Below are 18,490 nucleotides of genomic sequence, written 5' to 3'. Positions count from 1 at the left end.
AACTCCTTTCCCGTCCTACCCCCAATTAGGACGGGTCTTTTTTTGCGTTTTATACTTTTTTTCTTAGGATTTCACTAAATCATAAAATACATCTTCCGCTGTATGTCTTTTCTCTCACAGAGTATGCTAAAATAACTATTGTAACGAGAGCTGACTCTTTCGAGGATTAGATAGATAGGAGGAACTATATAAATGAACAAATTAAATACAAAATTACTGATTGGCTATATTCTTTTAGGAGCCTTAATCATTGCTGTCGCTAGAGAATATGGCTTCTTCGCTTTTGTGATTCTGGTAGGCTTTTTAGTATTCGTTCTCTATCGAAAAAAGAAAAATGCCGCCGACAAAAGCGATCAAATGCCTTACTTAACGAAAGATAAAGAAGCCCATTATCGTGAGTTGGGGTTATCTCCACAAGAAATTGATTTTTTCAGAAGTACAATGAGCACAGCCAAAAAACAAATCATACAATTACAAGAAAACATGAATCGTTCAACTAAATTACGGGCGATTGACTTACGTAATGATACTACGAAGGTTTCTAAAGCTCTGTTTAAAGAGTTAGTGAAAGAACCTAAAAAGTTACACTTAGCCAATCACTTTCTCTATACACATTTACCAAATATCGTTGACTTAACAAGTAAACATTTAGAAATAGAACAACATGAAGTAAAAAACAAACAAACGTATGAAAAATTAGAAGAAAGCGCACAAATCATTGACCAATTGTCAAAATTAGTTAAAAATGATTATGAGGAAATCGTTTCCGATGACTTAGACGATTTAGATGTCGAAATGTCGATCGCTAAAAGCAGCTTGTCGCAAAAAGCTGCAACTGAGGAATCACCTCAAGTAAACGAAGACCAGCAATAATCATTAGGGAGGAAAAAAAATGACTGAGCAACAACCCAAAGAAACAACATCTGTAACCAATACATTGGATGATTTATTAAGTAATCCATTTTCATCAATGGATGAACTAACACCAACGCAACAAAATGAACTATCTGAGTTAAAAGAACAGCAAGCAGCTCCTCGTTTAATTGATAAATTACCACAAGAACGTCAAGCCCAAGCAAAAGAATTAGCTTCAAAAATTGATGTCCAAGATTCACAAGCAGTAATTACCTATGGTTCAAATGCCCAAATCAAACTCGGCGAATTTTCGCAAGCGATGTTAAACCACGTTCAAGCACAAGACATTGGTCCTGTTGGTGATTCACTGACCGATCTAATGTTTCGTTTAAATGAAGCCAATCCCAATGAATTACGTGCTGGCGAAGGCAACTTTATTCAAAAAATGTTAGGTAAAGTCAAACAATCCGTTTACGAAATTACCGCCAAATATCAAAAAATTGGTGCGCAAATTGACAAAATTGCTGTCAAATTAACCCATGAAAAAGATGGTCTTTTAAAAGATAATGCCATGTTAGATCAATTGTATCAAAAAAATAAAGATTATTTTGATGCCTTAAACATCTATATTGCCGCTGGGGAATTAAAAGCAGAAGAACTACGGACGCAAATTATCCCTGAAGCCATGAAAAAAGCGGAAGAATCTGGGGATCAAATGGATGTCCAAATTGTTAATGATTATAACCAATTCCTAGACCGTTTAGAAAAAAGAACCCATGATTTACGCTTGGCTCGTCAAATTACGATTCAACAAGCCCCACAAATTCGTTTAATTCAAAATACTAACCAAGCTTTGGCTGAGAAAATTCAATCATCGGTGAATACGGCGATTCCGTTATGGAAAAACCAAGTAGTCATCGCCTTAACCTTACTCCGTCAAAAAGATGCTGTGACTGCTCAACGTCAAGTCTCTGAAACCACCAATGACTTACTGAAGAAAAATTCAGAAATGCTAAAAATTTCTGCAATTGAAACAGCAAAAGAAAACGAACGTGGCCTAGTCGATATTGAAACATTACAAAAAACACAAAATGATTTAATTGAAACTATCCAAGAAACATTACGTATTCAACAAGAAGGAAAAGAAAAACGCCAAGCTGCCGAAATCGAACTTGGCCATATGGAAGAAGATTTGAAAAATAAATTATTAGAATTAACACAATAAATAACGTCTAGAACAAACTTCTTATAGTACAAGCCTGGGACAAAAATCCAAAGTGATTTTTGTCCCAGGCTTGCTTTTCTTTTTACGCTTGAATATTGTATTTCAGCCACTTAATGATACAATAAAAGAAAACCATGTTTCTTTTTGAAAGGAGGAGCAATTGTGCCACAATTTGCTTCTAAAGCCGAAGAAAAAAATTATTATGAACGCCAAGCTAGCTTAGCAGAGTTTTTAACTTGGTATCATCAACAAGAATTACCTGAATATGAAAAACCCTCTTTAACCGTTGATATGGTTCTTCTTTGTTACAACAAGGAAGCCGATCAATTGAAAGTCTTACTGATTCAACGTAAAGGTCACCCCTTTAGAAACTCATGGGCACTTCCTGGCGGTTTTGTTAATCGCAACGAATCTACTGAAGATAGTGTTTTAAGAGAAACAAAAGAGGAAACTGGTGTGGTGATTTCTCAAGAAAATATTGAACAATTACACAGCTTTAGTCGCCCAGATCGAGATCCTCGTGGCTGGGTCGTGACAGTCAGCTATTTAGCTTTTATTGGTGAAGAACCTTTAATTGCTGGCGACGATGCCAAAGAAGTCCACTGGTTCAATCTTGAACGGCATGGTCAACACATCACGTTATCTCATGAAGATGTGGAAATTACTTTAGACTTGAAAACAGCGGCCTCTCTTGGTAAAGATACATTAGCCTTCGACCATAGTGAAATTATAATTAAGGCGTTTAATCGTGTTGTTGATAAAATGGAACATGAACCGCAAGTGCTTCAAGTCTTAGGAAAAGATTTCACCATTACGGAAGCCCGTAAAGTTTTTGCGAAGTTCCTCGGCGTTGATTATCGCAGCATTGACCATTCAAATTTTAAAAAAGCCATGACACAATATTTTGAAGAGTTAGGTGAACGTCCCGTTGGCATTGGCCGCCCTTCAAAAATTTACCAATTGAAAACAACAACAGGTTTCTAAGAGGAGGGAATATTTTTTGACTGTTTACTTAAGAAAAGCAGAACCTTCTGATTTGCCTGACATCCTTGCTATCATTGAAGATGGACGCCGCACCTTACAAAAAAGTGGCATTCCCCAATGGCAAAACGGCGATGGCCCGAATCAAGAAATTTTAGCAAAAGATATCGACCAGCAAACTTGCTATATTTTAATGGTTGAGGATGCCTTGGCAGGCGTTGGTGTTTTATGTTCGGAGATTGATCCTGCTTATGAAGCGATTTTTAATGGTTCTTGGCAACCTCATTCTCAAACTACGTATACGGCAATTCATCGTGTTGCTCTAAAAAGTTCCTTTCAAGGTCAAGGACTGGCCTTGGTGCTTTTGCGCTCACTGGTTACAGCCGCTCGTTTGCAAGGTGCTACTGATATTCGAATTGATACACATCCACAAAATCTCGCTATGCAGCACCTGATTAAAAAAGCTGGCTTTGTTTATCAAGGTGACGTGATTTTAGATGTTAACGATGGCGAACGTTATGCTTATCAGATAATATTGAAATAAAAAAGTTAGGGATAACTGCCAGATTGACAGCTATCCCTAACTTTTTACATCTTATGAACACTATGAGCGCTTTGAATGCCCTCACAGGCTTCTTTACAAGCTTGATTAATTAATAAATAAGAGGATTCTTTTTGGCGGATTCCTAATTGATATTTCAATTCATCTGTCACTTGGCAAGATTCACTTAATGCCTCTAACCAGAAAAATACTCCTTCTTTATACGTATCTAATCCTTCTAGCAAGATTTTCGTTGCTTCTTTATCATAATACGGCTCTAAATTTTTACGAAACATCATTTCTTCTGTAAAAAAACGATTCACATTATTTCGGCAAAACATATAAGTGTCACGGCCTCTCCGATGTGCAGCCTGATTACAACCGTATTCTTGAACTTCTTTAGAGATGGCTTTGAAAATTTCGTTGTATACTTCAATTCTTTGCATAATTGACAAAATGGTATCTGTATAACTAAACATAACTCCTTGCTCCCTTCCCCTTCTAAGTAACAAAAATTTGCTTGTTACTTTCATTATAAAGGGAATGTTGGGTTTATATCAAATGATACGCTGTTTCCTTGCTAAAATCCTTCGTTTTTTCCTTAGAAGAATAATAAGTAAGCGGATTATTTAATCTGTTATGTTCGGATTTTCTACACTTGGAAAATAAATTATTTTATAAAGCCATTTTCCGTTTTAACTGATGGCAACGGGCCGGTCTGTGTATTGCCAGGAACACCAATATACGTATTGCCGTTGATGGAAGTCATTTCGTTTTCCTCAGCTGCTTCATCTTGAACGGTATAATCACTTTGATATAAAAATTCACCGTTCGTATGGAAGACATAGCCGTCTTGATCTCGTTCATCTGGCTTTTCTAAATTTAAAGACACACGTAATTGATGACGGACATTTTCAATACTATCTGGATATAGTTCAACCATACTGCGCCCTTCATTACTAAAAGTGCGCCAGTCAAAAGAAAGCTGTTGTTTATCATAATTGGTCCAAGTCAAACCTTCTTTGACTAAATGAGTCAATTCATTGGAATCCACATCAGTTTGAATGTTTCCATTTAACGAATCAATAATGTCCATTATTTTCATGATTGATTGACCAGATTTCAACTTGTCTTCAACTGCTTGAATAATTTCTTGTTGTCGGAATCCACGCATAATATCGTTATCGCTATGTCTTTCACGGGCATAAGATAAAGCTTTCGTACCATCTAAATGCTGTTTCCCTGCATCAAAATGAATGGATCCTGGCCCGTCTTTGGTGACACCATCAAACGCCTGCTTGACATTGACATCTATGCCACCAACCGCATCAATTAACTTAATAAAAGATAAAAAGTTAAACACAACGTAATGATTGATTGGAATATTCAATAATTTCTCAACTGTGTTAACAGAAGCTGTTGGTCCATCGTAGGTATAGGCGGCTTCAATTCGCTGCATCCCTTGGTAATTTTTCGCATCAATTTGAACAAAACTATCCCGTGGCAAACTTAAATAGGTTATTTTCTTCGTCTTGTTATTCACGGTAATCACCATCATAGCATCAGTCCTAGTTGTGCCTAATTTCCGTTCAATTGTATTGTCTAGCCCCATAATCAAAAACGATTGACTATCTTTATTTTGCGCTTCATTATAATCATTTTTTATGGGAACATAGCCTTTATCAATTGTTTTCTTTAAATAGCTACCCGCTACAGCAAAGTATGCTGAGCCGACTGTGACAAAAAACAAAATGATGACTAAACTAATTAAGCTGATTTTTCGCTTCCTACTCATTGGCTGTACTTCCTCTCTCTTAAAAAGTCTCCACCATCATTACTACTCCTCTAAGCAGACAAGAGACAAGTCTATCTTACCAGTCCCCTTCAAAACTAAACATAGCAGAATTTATATAGGGGTATAACCTAGAGGGAACGAAAAAGAGAGGCTTATTTGTTTATAAGCCTCTCTTTTTTGTTATTTATTTTTGTGTTCTTTTTTGAACAATTCCACCATTTTTTGCTGTGGTTTTGGAAAAACATAGTCCGAAAATTGTTGTGCTGCCACCCATCGCTGCGACTCTAGTGTGGCTAATTCGCCTGTATTTCGGCCATAAAAGACTAAGATATGCCATTTTAAATGACTGAAAATATGAACGACTTCGCCTAAGGCACGTTTTTGCCAGACAACTGTTTCATAGTCCGTAAAAAAGTTGACAGGTTCTTCAGCGACCAAAGGCTCTGTTACAGGCTCTAACTCTAAAGTTAATTGTTTTTCCGTTTCTGCTGGTTGCGCCAGTTTTTGCAATTGTTGAAATTGTTTTTTGCTAATTTCTTCAATCGGAAACAGCCACATATTGGCTAACAAACCGGTTTCAGGGCGTTGTTCTAATAAAAATTCTTGCTTTTTATTTTCAATAATAGTGCCGACATAATACACATCTTTCGGCTTAACTTTTTTTGATTTGACTGGATAAGCGGTCATTTTATCTGCCTGATAGGCCGCACAATATTGCTGAAGCGGACAACTTTCACACTTAGGGGAAGTTGGGGTGCAGACGGCTGAGCCTAGATCCATTAAAGCTTGATTAAAATCCCCTGGACGCTCACGATCGATGATTTTAAGCATCGCCGCTTCAAATACTTTACGACTACTCGCTTTTGCAATATCTGCATCAATTTCAAATAAACGGCTCACTACCCGCATGACGTTACCGTCAATTGCTGGTTCGGGGAGATTAAAGGCAATACTGCCAATCGCACCAGCCGTATAGGGGCCGATTCCTTTTAAACTCCGAATATCTTCGATTGTGTCAGGCATTTTCCCACCAAATTCTGAAACAATCTGTTGCGCTGCCACTTTTAAATTACGCGCTCGTGAATAGTAGCCTAACCCTTCCCAAGCTTTCAACAACTTATCATCTGGCGCTTCCGCTAAATCTTGAATCGTCGGAAACCATTCCATAAATCGATAAAAATAATCAATGACTGTATCTACGCGAGTTTGTTGTAGCATAATTTCAGAAATCCAAATACGATATGCATCTGTATTCGCTCGCCAAGGTAAATTGCGTTTTTCTCGTTCATACCAAGCTAAAAAATCTTCCTGGAATGAACTAACTTTTTCGGGACTCCACGCCTCCCAAGGCTCTTTATTCGTCATGTTCTACTTCCTTTTCGCTAATAAATTGCTGAATCAAATCATAGTCAAACCCTTTTTGAAATAAGCTTTGTTTGACTTTTTGGACTTTTTTAGAAAAATCAAATCGCTGATTGGCACGCCATAAACGTTCGCCTTCCTTGTCTAACGCTTGTTGTTCTTGTTCTTCGTCCTTTTCAAAAGCTAAAGATTCCAAAGCTAGATCAATGATTTCATTTGTAAAGCCCTTTTGCATCAGATGCAGACGCGTTTTCTGAAGTGCATCTTTAAAACTTTTAGTTCGATAGCGTTTCATGGCTTTTTCTGCAGTTGCTGTGGCAACATTAAGCTGTTCATCTAACGTATAAAAGGTCAAGCCATGCTGAATATCTTCTTCACTAATGCCTTTTTGCTTTAATTGTTGTGCCACATTTCGTGGTCCTTTATCACTGGTTCGCATAGCTGTCCGTACGTAACTTTCACTAAAAATTGCATCATCCAACAACCGCAGCTCTTCTAAACGTTGAACGATTTTTACTCGATCTTCAGGTACAATTTCTTTCTCTTTTAAATAAGTAAAAATCTCTTTCTTTGAACGTAATTGATAGCTTAAATAATTCATCGCCATTTGTAACCCGACATCATAAGAACTGGCTTTTTTTATTTCTTCTATTAAAGTATCTGATAACTCTTGGCCTTTTAGCAGACGCTGCCGTACTAAAATATCTTCCGAGACACGCAGTTTTTCGCCTGAAGATAGCCAAAGTAGATAAAATTCACCTTTATCTTTACTAATTCGTGTGATTGTTGTCATCTTATTCTCCTGCCCCTCTAAATCAGAACATATATTCTACTATACCATAGAATCCTTGGAAGCCAAATAAATAAAAATGTGCTAAAATGGGAGGAAGTGAAAAATGTGAGATGACTAAAGGATGAAAGAATATGACCCAACAACTAGTAAAAAAAGGCCAACAAATTTCTTTAAAAATTAAACGATTAGGAATTAATGGCGAAGGTATCGGCTATTATAAAAAATTAATTATTTTCGTTCCTGGGGCGCTACCGAAAGAAGAAGTGACTGCCACGATCACAAATGTTACACCAAAATTTGCTGAAGGAACCCTTCAATCTGTCAAAAAAGCTGCTAAAGATCGCGTGGTCCCTCCTTGTCCTGTCTATGAAACATGTGGCGGCTGCCAACTACAACATTTAGCCTACAAAGCACAATTAGACTTTAAAAAAGATTTATTAAAGCAGGCGCTTAACAAATTTAAACCAGCCAATTATCAAAACTATGAACTACGAAAAACAATTGGGATGGAGAATCCTTGGAATTATCGAAATAAAGCCCAATTCCAATTACGCCAAATCGATGGACAAGTAGAAGCTGGTCTCTATCAAGCTGATTCACATCAATTAGTACCGATTGATAACTGTTTGGTCCAACAGCCTACGACAACCAAGGTGATGAATACATTAGTTGATTTATTGAATGACTTTCAATTACCAATTTATGATGAACGTAAAAATAGTGGTATCTTTCGAACATTAATGGTTCGAGTGGGCATCCAAACTGGCGAAGTCCAAGTAGTGTTCATTACACAATCGCAGAAATTTCCACAAAAAGAAAAAATGGTTCGCGCAATTAATGAACAATTACCAGAAGTTGTTTCTATTATGCAAAATGTCCAAAATAAAAAAACCTCTCTAGTAATGGGTGATGATACCCTTCACTTATGGGGCAAAGAAAGCATTGAAGAACACATTAACGACGTTGTCTTTGATTTATCGCCGCGAGCATTTTTCCAATTGAATCCAGAACAAACGGAAGTTTTATATAATGAAGGAATCAAGGCCTTAGATTTACAACCAAATGAAACTGTTGTTGATGCTTATTGTGGCGTCGGGACCATTGGCTTAAGTTTAGCGAAACAAGCGCATCAAGTTCGTGGTATGGATACCATTCCCGCCGCAATTGACGATGCTAGATTCAATGCAAAACGACTTGGTGTTACGAACACACATTATGCTGTTGGAACAGCTGAAGACTTATTACCTAAATGGTTCAAAGAAGGCTTTAAACCTGATGCCATTGTAGTTGATCCCCCACGGACTGGTTTGGATCGTAAATTATTAACGGCCCTTTTGAAACAACCACCTAAGAAAATGGTGTATATTTCTTGTAATGTATCCACGTTAGCACGTGATTTAGTTCAATTAGCCAAAGTATATCAAGTAGACTATTTACAATCTGTTGATATGTTTCCACAAACCGCTCGTTGTGAAGTTGTCGTAAAATTAACGAGAAAATAAAAAAAGGAGCGTGGGACAAAAATCACTTTGGATTTTTGCTCCACGCTCAAAAACTGATAAACGGCGGGAACAGAACCAACTCCTTCGGAAATAAGCCGAAATTATCCAAAAATTAAAAAGCAATTTTCGGAAATTTCTTCTTATTTCTCGGAGCTAAACGGTTCTGTCCCGACCTCCTTTAACTAATTAAACAATTATTTACTTAATTAGCTATTTTTTCGTCCGAAGAAGAATGAAACCACAGCAACTAAAATTACTGCCCCAATAATTGATGGCACAATTGCCATACCTGCTACGTGAGGACCCCAGCTACCTAAGATTTTTTCTCCGATAAATGAACCAACTAAACCGGCAACGATATTCGCAATCCAACCCATTGATTGACCTTTGCTTGTAAGCGCGCCAGCGATAGCACCGATAACAGCACCAACGATTAAAACCCATAAAGTATGCATAAAATAATTCCTCCTAAATGCTTTATCTAGCGAATAATTCGCTATGTTACTATTATGGACTACTTTTATTAGATAACAAAATAGTTTGCTTATTTCCATGAAAAAAAAGCAATAATTTCTGATAATTTCATTAAAAAAACTCAGAACAGGAGACCGAAGTGCACTGTTCTGAGCTTTTATTTAAGAAATTGTTGGTCGTTTTACTCGTTCATGTGCGACATCCGCTGCTTGAATCTCTTTATTATTAAAAGGTGTTAAGCGGAATGCCAATTGGAATTCTTCAAACGTAGTTCGGTATTTTTCTAATTGCCACTGGCCACAAGAGTAGCTACCTAGGGCGTTTTGTTTGTAATCGATATTTAAAACAACATACTCACTTTCTTGTAATTCATTGGTATGCTTAGCAACATCTAGCGCTTGTTCTTCAAAATAAGAAACACTAAAATTATATGAATCAGCCGCTGTTGCTACTACCCCTTGGCCGCGATCATCCGTGAATGCGGACCATTTAGTCGCCATGTGGTTACCATTGGCTTGTGGAACAACATAATTAGTGAACATTTCCGCCACTGTAGCATCATAAACGCCAAGTAAACCAGCTTCTTGTGAATCTACATAGTTTTCTCTCGGCCCTTTACCGAAATATTTTACTTCTGATAGAGACTTGTCTAAATGGAGAGTCACACCCAAACGTGGTAACATATCTGGCGCATTTTCAATTTTACCAGCAGGACTACCTTTTAAGTCGAAGAAAATTTCGCCATTTGGTGCAATTAAATACTGATAGGTACATTGATAATGCCAAGCACTGTTAGTCGTTCCGTTAATTGTTTTTACGATGACTTGGATAAAATCATCAACTTTTTTCCACTCAAAAGAACGGACAATTTCATGCTCTAAATGTAAGAAATATTTCTTCTTCATTTCATCAATAATTTCCATATCATTACTGATCGGTGCCCGCCAAAATGTAAATTTCGGCCCTTTATGCAATAATTTTTTACCATCTCGCGTCACATTCGTTAAGGCACCCTTCACTTTATCAAAATTAATTGAAAAGTTTGGTCCTTCAATGTATAAATGAGGGCCAATTTCCTTTGCCATTAGCGAGCCAACTGGTGTGATCTCAATCCCTGGTGTTGCAATTGGCAATTCAAACTGTGCGGTAGCTAATTCATGACCAGCAGATGCATAGGCAGTCGTTTCTTTCAATTGATATGAAAGAGTTAAATAATAGGCGGCTCCTGCCTTTTTAGGAAAATCTAAATGATAAGGTAAGTGCAGTCTTCCTTCTGCTCTAGCAGCAATTGCTGGCACTGCTACTGTCCCTGATTGAATCACTGTTTGATCTTCAGTAATTGTATAAACCAGCTTAAAGATAGCCAAGTTTTCAAAGTCAAACCGACTCAATAATGAGAATTCACCTGACAGAACGTCAATAGCGCTAGTTGTAATGGGTTCAATGACTTTTTTGTATTCATACAAGCTAGGAGATGGCGTACGGTCAGGCATCAACATCCCATCAATACAAAAATCTTTGTTACTTGGATCATCGCCGAAATCGCCGCCATAACGATAATAAACTTCACCGTTATCTGTTACCGATTCAATGCCATGGTCAAACCATTCCCAAATAAAGCCACCTTGTAATTTATCATGAGCATAAAATAGCTCTTGGTATTCTTTTAAATTCCCAGGGCCATTCCCCATCGCATGACAATATTCACATAAAATATGCGGTTTTTTTGAATTTTCAATAATCGTATTCATCAGTAATTCTCTAGTTGGGTGTTCCAACCACGTATACATTGTAGAATAGACATCCGTGACCTCTGCCTCAAAATCACCTTCATAATGAACCAAACGTGTTGGATCCATTTCTTTTGCAATACGAGCCATTTCAATAAAGTTATGACCAAACGCAGATTCATTTCCTAACGACCAAAAGAGAATTGATGGATGGTTTTTATCCCGTTGAATCATCCGTACCATCCGAGAAACATAAGCCGTTTCCCATTCTGGATCGTTGCTAATCCAATCATATTCTCCGGTTAATTCAAAGCCGTGACATTCCAAATCAGTTTCATCAATCACATACATTCCATATTCATCGCATAAATCATAGAAATAAGCAGATGCTGGATAATGACTGGTTCGAATGGCATTAATATTAAATTGTTTCATTAAACGAATATCTTTTTCAATTTCTTCACGACTAACCACTCGACCATTTTTCGGATTATAATCATGACGATTCATTCCTTTTAGTTTAATGGCCACACCATTGACTAAGAAAGTCTCACCAGATACATGAATATTTCTGAAACCAACTTTTTGCGGAATAACTTCGACGACTTCCCCTTCACAAAAAACAGTGATAAATAGTTGATACAAGTATGGTTTTTCAGCTGACCAAGCAGTGACAGACGGTAAACTTGCTGAAAATTCAACTGTACCTTGATTTCCTGCGACAGTCTCTTTAAGAACCGTTTTTCCCTGCTGATCCATCAACTCCAATTGAACTTGTTGTCCTTTGTCTTGCCAAAATTTACCCGTAATTGCCAAGTGGCCATTTTGATACGAATCATCTAAATCGGAAATAATAAAGAAATCTTCCAGCCCATTTTCTGGTACACCGAGTAATTCAACATCACGAAAAATACCACTTAACCACCACATATCTTGATCCTCTAAATACGTACCATCTGACCATTGATAGACTCGCACCGTTAAATCATTTGTTTCACCAATTTTAGCGTAAGGCGTAATGTCAAATTCTGCTTCATTTCGTGCACCTTTACTGTAGCCAACTTCATGGCCGTTCACCCAAACATGATAAGCTGAATCTACGCCACAAAAACGTAAAATGATTTTTTTATCGTGAAATGTTTCATCTATAGCAAATGTCCGTTTGTAAATACCTGTTGGGTTTTCCGTTGGTACATACGGCGGATTAATGGGAAAATTGTACCATAAATCAGAGTAATGCATTTTGCCATATCCTTGGACTTGCCAATTTCCAGGAACAGTGATTTGATCCATTTGGCTTGTATCAAAGTCCGTCGCAAAAAAGTTTTCTGGGCTGTATTCTGGCGCTTCTAAAAAGAGAAAATGCCAGCGTCCGTTTAAATTTTTGTATGCTTGTGTATATTTATTTTCATTTAATAACGCTGTTTCTTTCGAAGGAAAGCTCGAAAAATGTGCTCGTCCAGGCAACCGATTAATACTATCTACTTTATAATTTTCCCAAGTCTTCATAATCCATTTCTCCTTTACCAACTTCATTTTTTTCTTTTGTTTCATATCGTTTCCAACAAATCCAAGCAAAGCCCATAAAGACAATTAACCCAATAATGTTATACGCCAACATGCCCAGTGGACTAGCGGTTCCTTTCGGTAACGTGCCATTGATTTCTTCCATGATTAATTTTGGATCCGGCACAGTTGACATAAAGAATACAAAGATAAAAATGGCTAATAAGAAAATTCCCGCAATTAAGCCAAAGGTTCGATTACCAAAGCGGAAACTTCTCGGCATTGTTTCTTTTTTCCAACGAAGCCCAATATAGGCGATTAACAAGAACAAGACAGGCACTAATGACGTAGAAGCTGTCATATTAATTAACGTTTCTAAAAAGCTATCCATATTTCCAATTCCTAATGCTGGAATGGCAACTAAAATCGTCACAATAATTCCTTGAACTAACAAAGCATTGGTTGGATTTCCCTCTTCGTTCGTTTTCACTAGCCACTTACCGAAGACCCCATCTGGAATTTCTGAGAAAAATACTTTAACTGGTGCTGCCGTCCACAGAGCCAAAGAACCAAGACTTCCGACAAATAAGATAATTCCTACTAAGCGCACCATCATTGCTGCGGGAATATGGAAATACGTACCTAAAATTTTAAAGATATCAAAAATACCATTTGAAAAATTTCCTTTTAAGACGTCCGTTGGCACTACCAAACCTACAGCAACGGCACCAAGAATATACATGATACCGACCGCAATCGTTGCACCAATCATCGTGCGGACAAACGTTTTATTGCCGCCTTTAACATCCTTAATATATACACCGATACTTTCACCACCGCCAACAGCTTGTAAAATCCACGCCATCGTCATGAAAAAAGTCCAATTAAAAGTTGGCATAATTGACGTCGTGGTAAACTCTTGTGCTGGTTCATTGCCAAAACCAAACACGACGACAAAGGCTAAAACCACAAAAGCTACGCCCATAAATAAACGAGCACCACCCGCTAAGCTAGTCACTTTCGAAATCCACGAAACCCCTTTAATACAAACCCATGTCATTAACCAAAATAACAGGATAGAAATCACTGCAATTATTTTAGTACTATGGTTTCCTTGAAAAACGTTTTGACCTAAAAAAGCGTATGAACCATAAATCAATGTATTCGGTAGTAATGAACAGAAGAAAAACAAGTTGACAAAGAAATACGACCAAGCGCCTAAAAATGCCCATTTAGGTCCTAGCACAGATTCCAACCAACTGTGAACACCTGATTCATTTTCAGAATTAGCAGAAGCAAATTCTGCAATCATTAGAATAAATGGTAAAAAGTAAAAAATAGAGCCGAATAAATAGCCTGGAATAGTTGCTAGGCCAATCTGAATACTGTTGTTAACAATGCTGGGAAAGGCAAAAACCGCTGAAAAAGTCATGAGCATCAATGCGACAGAACCTAATCGTTCCCGTGAATGTGTTGCCATTTTACTACATCCTCTCTTTATCAAATTAATTAGTACTCACACATTGTAAAACGCTTACAGTTTTTTAAAAATAAAAAATGTTGCCTATTTCTTGTAAAGATGTTGACTTTTAGAAAGCCTTTACATACTCTTATAAAGAGGTGATAGCATGCAAAATGTTTTTACAAATAATGTCAGCATCCTGATTAATGATCAACCTATTAGCCAAGAATTTCATCTTTATGAAGCTGGCTATGAAAAATGCCGCCCGACAAAACCAACTGAGTTTGCCCCCATTAATTATTGGGTTTTGCATTATTGTAGCGATGGTGAAGGCTATTTTTCAACACCCTTTATGGAAAAACAACACATTACCGCTGGCGATTTGTTTATGATCCCAGCCAATTGTCGCAATATTTATTATCCTAATCGGCAAAATCCTTGGACCTATCATTGGGTCGGTTTTGTTGGAGATCTTTCGTCTCAGTATTTAGAAAAAATAGGCCTGACTACCGAAAATTGTATTTTAAAAGGAACTGTTGATAAGAAATTAGAAAGTTTATTTAAAAATATTTACCAAGAAGCGAAGAAACATAATCATTTTGGCAGTTTAAGTGAAAGCTTTCAATTGTTGAATTATCTAGAGCATCATTCCGTTACACAGCACGAAAATCAAAGCCAACAATTATTTAACCAAATTAAAATGGCTATTCACGAAAATTTTTCAAACAATCTTTCAATTAGTCAATTAGCTTCTGAGTATAACATTGATCGTAGCTATTTATTTAAGCTATTTCAGCGTTATGAACAAACAAATCCTAGTATTTATGTACAAAACTTAAAATTGCAAAAAGCCTGTTCTCTGTTAAGAAAAAGTTCCTTAACCATCACGGAAATCAGTTTTGAAGCAGGTTTTTCTTCACCTTCTTATTTTTCAAAATTTTTCTTCCAGAAAAAAGAGATGACACCTCGACAATATCGTCAACAGTTTTTGACTTAAAATAAATTGTTGCTTATCTGTAGTTAAAGAAAAAAACAATTTATTTAATAATTAATTAGGGTTTTATTATAGGTGGGAGTGTGATATATAGATTAATCAAAACCAATAAATAATTTACAAGTTTTAGCAAATAAACAATATTGGAGAGAAAGTGGTAGATGATTGTATTGTTGTTAATTTGTCAAAGTAGACAATTAAATTTTATAGATATTTTACTAGCGGTAGTTGTTTTAGCAAAAGACAACTACCGTTTGCTATAAAAAAAGAACCCTTGTAACACAAGGGTTCTCGAACATTCAAAAGTTGAATGAATTATTTTACTGTTATGATTTTTGTACTTTTTGACGAACCCTAATTAATTTTAAACGCTTTAATACCGGTACTTCTTTGAATTTATCTTTTCTGTTAATCCCTGTTTTTTCCTAAAAAGTATGGTCAAAGTATGGTCATTTTTTACTTTACATTTTTAAAATTCAGTAAATATTTTTGTCTAAATTTTCTTTTATATAGTATACTGTAAAAAAGATTTGGAGTGAATTACTTATGAGAAAATTTCTTAGTGGTCTCTTTACTTTCATATTATTCGCTGTCCTAACTATTTTAATAGCTGCTATTGTTGTTCTAGTCGCATTCTTTTTTTCGTAGTCTATTCAATTCCATACAAAAAAATCCCCGTTCTCAATGAGAGCGGGGATTTTTAAATGGAAGTTTTACATGCATCTGTCTGATTAGAATATATCACAATGCTAGTTATGTGTAAACAAAAAAAGCCCTCCGAAGAGGGCAAGCTCATTCCTTTAGAAAAGGAGTTAAAATGAAAAATTTTTGTATGATATAGTTATACTAACCCCTTTTACATATTTTGTAAATATTTTCTCAATCTGTTGGACAAATACTTATGGACCCTGATGGATTCGAACCAGCGACCGGACGGTTACGAGCCGTCTGCTCTAACCTGCTGAGCTAAGGGTCCAATCACAGAACACCACTCACTATCAACTAGAATAGTGAGTGGTATTCTGTATGCATCATTTTACGATACATAATATATCATAAAATTAACTAAATTCACAATAAAAATAGCTTTGCATGGACAAAGCTATTTTCTCGGGGTGAACACAAAACTATTGGTAGTTATTGAGGTAATTTTATTTTAAACCTATTGAATAAAATATGTAAAGTTTTCCTCAATAATTTAGACAAAAAAAAGCCCTCCGAAGAGGGCATACGTCCTTTTGCAACAAAGGAGGTTATAAATGAAAAAGTTTTATTGTGACATACTCATAATAATTCTTTTCCAATAAATTGTAAAGCGTTTTCATGCTAATTTTACTGTATAAAAAATTTTAGAGCTCCTATTATTACACTTATAACGCCTATAGACGTGCCTATAAGCCATTTTATATTTGCGCTTTTTTATTTTCTTAGTTCTTCTTTAAAAGTAAATATACTAGTTTCAATTTTATGATCAATGTTTGATAGTTCTGTCTTTAAATTTGATTCAGTAGAATCAAGTTTTCTTTCAATATTTTTACCCATAAATCAATTTTTCAATACTTGGCGTATACAACCAAATAAACTCATCGGGAAATTGAACATGAGATAATGTTTTACCTGCTGTGTTTACTTGCTCGGTAATAATCCCTACAGAAGCTGGCTGAAAAGCGAAATAATCCCCCACGTTTAACGTTTGGTCGGGCGTATTTTCTCCAGTTCCTGGATCAATTTTATCGATATAAGCGACATTAATTCCGTTATCCGTCCAGTCAAAGTCTGGTTGCCCTAATACATCATTTCTTACTTGCCAAATACCATTCAAAAACTGTAAGTCGTCTACTCGGTAACCATAGCGACGTTTAGGTTTTGGTGCTGGTTTTTCTTGGGCTAATGCTTGTACTTGCGGTCCTGGTTGGCTATTATTAACTCGCCATACTTCAATATAATTAGGTTGCGTTACTGCGTAATACTCATTCCAGTTATGTTGTGTGATCGCTGTTCCTGGTTGACCACTCGTCCAATAATCACAACTAATAAAGTCAGTGGCGTTCACCATGACACCGACATGGCCGCCAGCTCCTCCACTTGTACTCATATCTTTGCCCCAACTCATTAGAACTACATCACCCTTTTGGGCGTCCCAATCTTGGTTAACAGAAATACGTTGATAGCCATTTTTACCTAAATAATTGCCTAGTGTTACAGTTGAATATAGGTAGTCATAGTTTACTCCTCCAGAATCTTTAATAGACTGCGTCATTGATCCAGAACAATCCGCTGTGCCATCTGCTCCATTACGAGAACCAGTCATCGAGTAAGTCAATTTACCTATTCTAGCTAGAAACCATTCAACGGTTAATTGATTATTTAAGCCCATTGTATGCACCTTCAATCTCTTTTTCGATTTCTTCGTTTGAAACTTCTACTCCTTTGGCTAAGGCCCACTCATTCATTTTTGCGACCGCTGTTCTTTTTTTCGTTTGATTAGAAACATTTTCTTTTTCTAATGCTAAAACGATTTCTTGGGCTTTTTCTGTTAGTGTCATTTCTACTTCTCCCCTTTATCATTGTTTTGTTTCTCCGGAAAATATTTATCTTTCTTTGCTTCAATTTCATCTTCTAACCATTTAAATAACCACATTGGAAAAAAATCACCCCAACCTAAGACCACGATATTAGCCATTAGGCTATAAAAATTATGATAGATAAACGCGCCGGTAAATACAGTGAAAATTAACGCCCCTGTACCTAGTAAATAATCAAAACCATACGCGATAAAACAACACAATAAAATGATAAAATCACGAATCGCAGAATCAATCATAGTCGTGCTATTTTTTCTCTTTTGCGTAGATTTTTTGGCCAGTCGGCCACCAACTAACCACTCAATCACAAATAAAGCCATTAAAATACCTAATAAAATCACATGCTCTAAGCGCAGCTCTTTCCCTGTCACCCAACCAGGTATGGCGAAAGAAATTCCCCCGGTTGCTGCGCCTATCAGCCAACTTTTATCCGTTACCATTTTGGTCCATTGCTGAAGCAACATTACTAATACATTATTCATTGGTTTCCTCCAACTAAATAAGCGACCGGTAGGTTGTCCCACCAGTCGCTATTTTTTATTTCGTTAATTCTGGTAAATCTAAGTCGATTAAAATATCGATCACTTGTTGACGAAGTACTTTAGGTACATTTTCGATTTTACGTTTCCCTTTAATGATCAACGTTGCGTAAATCATAGCCACTTCAGCCACCTCCTTCCGCAAT

At 36.5% G+C, this 18,490-nt stretch carries 17 protein-coding genes and 1 tRNA gene; 6 read left to right on the top strand and 12 right to left on the bottom strand.

All coding sequences use genetic code 11. The annotated features are described in order from the left end of the window. Nucleotides 1–192: 192 nt before the first annotated feature. The 4 genes from IGI80_RS11770 to IGI80_RS11755 all read left to right on the top strand — a co-directional run bounded on the left by IGI80_RS11770 (nt 193) and on the right by IGI80_RS11755 (nt 3,605). Entirely contained in the window at nt 193–873 is a 681-nt protein-coding gene (locus tag IGI80_RS11770) for a 5-bromo-4-chloroindolyl phosphate hydrolysis family protein (protein ID WP_002356448.1), read from the top strand. A gap of 19 nt (nt 874–892) precedes the next feature. Next, the gene (locus IGI80_RS11765) at nt 893–2,080 is read left to right on the top strand and encodes a toxic anion resistance protein (RefSeq protein ID WP_002356447.1); all 1,188 of its coding nucleotides are present in this window, start codon (nt 893–895) and stop codon (nt 2,078–2,080) included. Between the two features lie 144 nt (nt 2,081–2,224). Next, nucleotides 2,225–3,064, top strand: coding sequence for an NUDIX domain-containing protein (locus IGI80_RS11760; protein WP_002384084.1), 840 nt, complete (start codon nt 2,225–2,227; stop codon nt 3,062–3,064). Nucleotides 3,065–3,080: 16 nt separating this feature from the next. After that, nucleotides 3,081–3,605, top strand: a complete 525-nt coding sequence (locus tag IGI80_RS11755) for a GNAT family N-acetyltransferase (protein WP_438723612.1) — start codon at nt 3,081–3,083, stop codon at nt 3,603–3,605. Between the two features lie 44 nt (nt 3,606–3,649). Here IGI80_RS11755 and IGI80_RS11750 read toward each other — a convergent pair whose 3' ends face one another. From IGI80_RS11750 to recX, 4 genes are all read right to left on the bottom strand, one after another. Beyond that, the gene (locus IGI80_RS11750) at nt 3,650–4,135 is read right to left on the bottom strand and encodes a hypothetical protein (protein ID WP_002356444.1); all 486 of its coding nucleotides are present in this window, start codon (nt 4,133–4,135) and stop codon (nt 3,650–3,652) included. Between the two features lie 137 nt (nt 4,136–4,272). Beyond that, complete coding sequence (locus IGI80_RS11745) at nt 4,273–5,397, bottom strand: LCP family protein (protein ID WP_002374081.1); 1,125 nt, start codon at nt 5,395–5,397, stop codon at nt 4,273–4,275. A 180-nt stretch (nt 5,398–5,577) separates the two neighbouring features. Further along, nucleotides 5,578–6,762, bottom strand: a complete 1,185-nt coding sequence (gene mutY / locus IGI80_RS11740; protein ID WP_002368823.1) for an A/G-specific adenine glycosylase — start codon at nt 6,760–6,762, stop codon at nt 5,578–5,580. Continuing rightward, complete coding sequence (gene recX, locus IGI80_RS11735) at nt 6,752–7,552, bottom strand: recombination regulator RecX (RefSeq protein WP_002379756.1); 801 nt, start codon at nt 7,550–7,552, stop codon at nt 6,752–6,754. Before recX ends, mutY begins: the two co-directional genes overlap by 11 nt. Before the next feature lie 131 nt (nt 7,553–7,683). On the opposite strand from recX, the gene rlmD reads away from it, so the two are divergent. Beyond that, nucleotides 7,684–9,054 (top strand): 23S rRNA (uracil(1939)-C(5))-methyltransferase RlmD, encoded by a 1,371-nt coding sequence (gene rlmD, locus IGI80_RS11730; protein ID WP_202563431.1) that lies wholly within the window; start codon nt 7,684–7,686, stop codon nt 9,052–9,054. A 206-nt stretch (nt 9,055–9,260) separates the two neighbouring features. Here the strand turns inward: rlmD and IGI80_RS11725 are convergent, their stop codons facing one another. From IGI80_RS11725 to IGI80_RS11715, 3 genes are all read right to left on the bottom strand, one after another. Continuing rightward, nucleotides 9,261–9,509 (bottom strand): GlsB/YeaQ/YmgE family stress response membrane protein, encoded by a 249-nt coding sequence (locus IGI80_RS11725; protein WP_002356434.1) that lies wholly within the window; start codon nt 9,507–9,509, stop codon nt 9,261–9,263. A 180-nt stretch (nt 9,510–9,689) separates the two neighbouring features. Further along, nucleotides 9,690–12,812, bottom strand: coding sequence for a beta-galactosidase subunit alpha (gene ebgA / locus IGI80_RS11720; RefSeq protein WP_438723606.1), 3,123 nt, complete (start codon nt 12,810–12,812; stop codon nt 9,690–9,692). Next, nucleotides 12,745–14,244, bottom strand: coding sequence for an amino acid permease (locus tag IGI80_RS11715; RefSeq protein ID WP_002359464.1), 1,500 nt, complete (start codon nt 14,242–14,244; stop codon nt 12,745–12,747). The genes ebgA and IGI80_RS11715 overlap by 68 nt, the downstream gene beginning before the upstream one ends. A gap of 148 nt (nt 14,245–14,392) precedes the next feature. On the opposite strand from IGI80_RS11715, the gene IGI80_RS11710 reads away from it, so the two are divergent. Beyond that, entirely contained in the window at nt 14,393–15,223 is an 831-nt protein-coding gene (locus tag IGI80_RS11710) for an AraC family transcriptional regulator (protein WP_002356429.1), read from the top strand. Nucleotides 15,224–16,122: 899 nt separating this feature from the next. On the opposite strand, the gene IGI80_RS11705 is transcribed toward IGI80_RS11710, so the two are convergent. The 5 genes from IGI80_RS11705 to IGI80_RS11685 all read right to left on the bottom strand — a co-directional run bounded on the left by IGI80_RS11705 (nt 16,123) and on the right by IGI80_RS11685 (nt 18,462). After that, nucleotides 16,123–16,196, bottom strand: a tRNA-Thr gene (locus tag IGI80_RS11705). A 558-nt stretch (nt 16,197–16,754) separates the two neighbouring features. Further along, nucleotides 16,755–17,597, bottom strand: coding sequence for a lytic exoenzyme target recognition domain-containing protein (locus IGI80_RS11700; RefSeq protein WP_438723604.1), 843 nt, complete (start codon nt 17,595–17,597; stop codon nt 16,755–16,757). After that, nucleotides 17,584–17,766, bottom strand: coding sequence for a hypothetical protein (locus tag IGI80_RS11695; RefSeq protein WP_438722389.1), 183 nt, complete (start codon nt 17,764–17,766; stop codon nt 17,584–17,586). Before IGI80_RS11695 ends, IGI80_RS11700 begins: the two co-directional genes overlap by 14 nt. A 2-nt stretch (nt 17,767–17,768) precedes the next feature. Continuing rightward, complete coding sequence (locus IGI80_RS11690) at nt 17,769–18,287, bottom strand: phage holin family protein (RefSeq protein WP_438723602.1); 519 nt, start codon at nt 18,285–18,287, stop codon at nt 17,769–17,771. A gap of 55 nt (nt 18,288–18,342) precedes the next feature. Then, nucleotides 18,343–18,462, bottom strand: coding sequence for a CD1375 family protein (locus IGI80_RS11685; protein WP_438724249.1), 120 nt, complete (start codon nt 18,460–18,462; stop codon nt 18,343–18,345). Nucleotides 18,463–18,490: the final 28 nt, after the last annotated feature.

This window comes from Enterococcus sp. DIV1420a, assembly GCF_051712165.1.
Taxonomy (GTDB): domain Bacteria; phylum Bacillota; class Bacilli; order Lactobacillales; family Enterococcaceae; genus Enterococcus; species Enterococcus faecalis.
Note: the sequence above shows the minus strand (reverse complement) of the source record. Positions and strands in the feature narration are given on the sequence as shown.

Excerpts from the sequence above, each read along its gene's own strand:
- IGI80_RS11770 (WP_002356448.1), top strand. The coding sequence starts at position 193 with ATGAACAAATTAAATACAAAATTACTGATTGGCTATATTCTTTTAGGA.
- IGI80_RS11765 (WP_002356447.1), top strand. The coding sequence starts at position 893 with ATGACTGAGCAACAACCCAAAGAAACAACATCTGTAACCAATACATTG.
- IGI80_RS11750 (WP_002356444.1), bottom strand. The coding sequence starts at position 4,135 with ATGAAAGTAACAAGCAAATTTTTGTTACTTAGAAGGGGAAGGGAGCAA.
- IGI80_RS11745 (WP_002374081.1), bottom strand. The coding sequence starts at position 5,397 with ATGAGTAGGAAGCGAAAAATCAGCTTAATTAGTTTAGTCATCATTTTG.
- mutY (WP_002368823.1), bottom strand. The coding sequence starts at position 6,762 with ATGACGAATAAAGAGCCTTGGGAGGCGTGGAGTCCCGAAAAAGTTAGT.
- recX (WP_002379756.1), bottom strand. The coding sequence starts at position 7,552 with ATGACAACAATCACACGAATTAGTAAAGATAAAGGTGAATTTTATCTA.
- rlmD (WP_202563431.1), top strand. The coding sequence starts at position 7,684 with ATGACCCAACAACTAGTAAAAAAAGGCCAACAAATTTCTTTAAAAATT.
- IGI80_RS11725 (WP_002356434.1), bottom strand. The coding sequence starts at position 9,509 with ATGCATACTTTATGGGTTTTAATCGTTGGTGCTGTTATCGGTGCTATC.
- ebgA (WP_438723606.1), bottom strand. The coding sequence starts at position 12,812 with ATGAAACAAAAGAAAAAAATGAAGTTGGTAAAGGAGAAATGGATTATG.
- IGI80_RS11715 (WP_002359464.1), bottom strand. The coding sequence starts at position 14,244 with ATGGCAACACATTCACGGGAACGATTAGGTTCTGTCGCATTGATGCTC.
- IGI80_RS11710 (WP_002356429.1), top strand. The coding sequence starts at position 14,393 with ATGCAAAATGTTTTTACAAATAATGTCAGCATCCTGATTAATGATCAA.
- IGI80_RS11700 (WP_438723604.1), bottom strand. The coding sequence starts at position 17,597 with ATGGGCTTAAATAATCAATTAACCGTTGAATGGTTTCTAGCTAGAATA.
- IGI80_RS11695 (WP_438722389.1), bottom strand. The coding sequence starts at position 17,766 with ATGACACTAACAGAAAAAGCCCAAGAAATCGTTTTAGCATTAGAAAAA.
- IGI80_RS11690 (WP_438723602.1), bottom strand. The coding sequence starts at position 18,287 with ATGAATAATGTATTAGTAATGTTGCTTCAGCAATGGACCAAAATGGTA.
- IGI80_RS11685 (WP_438724249.1), bottom strand. The coding sequence starts at position 18,462 with ATGATTTACGCAACGTTGATCATTAAAGGGAAACGTAAAATCGAAAAT.